Here is a 2,064-nt window from a genome sequence, read left to right on the forward strand (position 1 = left end):
CTTGCCGTCGACGCGGCCCGGGGCCGCGACGCCGGTGCGGAGGAAGTCCATCACCAGCTTGTCGACGGCCTCGTTGCCGGTGCGGAAGGTTCCGTGGTCGCCGCCGCCGACGGTGACCAGGGCGCCACCGAGCGCCTCGACCACGCGGTGCGCGCCGGCGATGGGCGTGACGGCGTCGTCCTCGGAGTGCAGCACGAGCGGCTTCTCGTCGAGCGCGTCCCCGTTCGGGCTGATGGTCCGCGCGACGGGCGCCCAGCCCACGCAGTCGTCCCCGGCGGCCTCGACGGCGGCGCGGGTGGTGAGTCGGTTGCCGCCGGTGAACTTGTCGACCTTGGCGGACATGACGCCCAGCTGGTCGGCCGGCGCCGCGGTCTCGTTGCACGTGATGATCGAGTTCATCTCGACGTCCGTGCGGTAGACGGGCGAGCGGTTCTCCTGCGCGGCGAGCATGAGGCCCACGGTCTCGTAGTCGACCCGGGCGATGTTCCCGCCGTCGTTGTAGTACTTGAGGATGTGGGCGAGCATCGGCCACGCCTGCTCGGAGTAGGTGGCGCCGACCGTGGCGTCGTAGAGCCCGGTGGTGGCGTTGTTGGTCAGCCCCTGCAGGGCGGCGGCGCGGGCGAAGCCCTCGACGCGGGCGCGGGCGGGGGCGGTGCCGTTGATGACGTCCAGTGCGGGGCGCTCGACCGGGGTGCCGCGCAGTTCGACGGGCAGGTCGCGCGCCTCGGCGGGCGGCGGGGTGAGGTTGGCGGGGCCGCCCACCTCCTGATCGGTGACCCACTTCCAGGAGTGGAACACCTTCAGCGGGGTGTCGCCGAGGCCGTAGTAGTCGTCACGCTCGGCGATCCAGGCGAAGATGTCGTTGATCCGCCGCTCCTGGGCCAGTGCGCCCTGCTCGGCCTGCTTCGACCAGCGCCAGTCGGGGTGTGTGTTGGAGTCCAGCACCATGCGCCCGGTGTTCTCGGGGAACAGGGTGGCGAAGTCGGTGCCGATCGCGGTGCCGTACGAGACGCCCACGTAGTCGATCTCGGCGAGCTCGAGCGCCTCGCGGACCGCGTTCATGTCGCGGGCGGCGTTCTCGGTCGTCATGGACGCCATGTACTCGGGGTCGGTGCCGTAGCAGGCGTCGTGGAGCGCGTTGACGGCGTTCGGACCGACGAAGTCGACGTTGCAGACCATCGGGTTGGATCCGAACAGGCCACGCGGCTGGACGGCCACGAGGTCGTGGTTCTCGTACAGCCCCTCGGGTCCGCTGCCGTCGGGGGCCGGGTTCCAGAAGTTCAGCGCGTAGACGCCGGGGCCGCCGGGGTTGCCGAACACCGTGGAGCGCGCCTGACCGGAGGAGGCCTTGATGCGCGTGAGCGCGACCTGGGTCTTGGCGGCGTCGGGGGCGTTGTAGTCGACCGGGACCTCGACGGTCCCGCACTCGAGGCCAGCGGGCACGTACTCGGCCTCGATCCCGAGCATCTCGGTGCAGTCCTGCCATTCGACCTGCGTGGCCGAGGCCACTCCGGTTCCCAGAAGTGCGATCGCCCCGACGACCGCCGTGGTGCCAACAAAAGTGCTAGACGGCTGCACCGATCCCCGATTCCATGTGCTGTAGGTGTCTCTCCGGCGAATCGGACGCAGCAACTGCTCGCTTCCACGAGCGTCACATGCGTCCGAACCGCGACAAATGTAGCCCGTGACTGCTGCCATGCGGTGGAGCCCCGTGCGGACTCAGGGAACTGTCACACGATCGTTACCGGGACTTCCGGGCTACTGGGAAAGCCCCAGCTAGAAGTAGATATGTCACGCCCCGCGACGGGGGGAGCGCCGGAGCGTCGAGAGCGTGGCCAGGACCATGGTCAGGCCGGCCAGGACGGTGGCGGCGAACAGCAGCCGGGTGTCGGTCCGCACCCGCTCGATGGGCCCCTCGACTGGCGGGTCGACCACCGGCGGCAGGACGGAGACGACGTCCCGGGACAGCCACCACAGCAGCACCGCGAGTGCGGCGGTGACGACGGCGGCCACCGCGAGGCGACGCGAACTCACGCCGGGTCCGACCCGCCGCGTCTCGCCCCG

At 70.5% G+C, this 2,064-nt stretch carries 2 protein-coding genes; both read right to left on the bottom strand.

Annotated elements, in window-relative coordinates:
- On the bottom strand, positions 1 to 1,509 hold a 1,509-nt coding region (locus HMPREF3086_RS16850; RefSeq protein ID WP_246831034.1), incomplete at its 3' end, for an alpha/beta fold hydrolase.
- 282 nt (positions 1,510 to 1,791) lie between these two features.
- Positions 1,792 to 2,064: hypothetical protein (locus HMPREF3086_RS16855; protein ID WP_246831035.1), on the bottom strand; the 273-nt coding region annotated here is incomplete at its 5' end.

This window comes from Dietzia sp. HMSC21D01, from assembly GCF_001815995.1.
GTDB lineage: Bacteria > Actinomycetota > Actinomycetes > Mycobacteriales > Mycobacteriaceae > Dietzia > Dietzia cinnamea.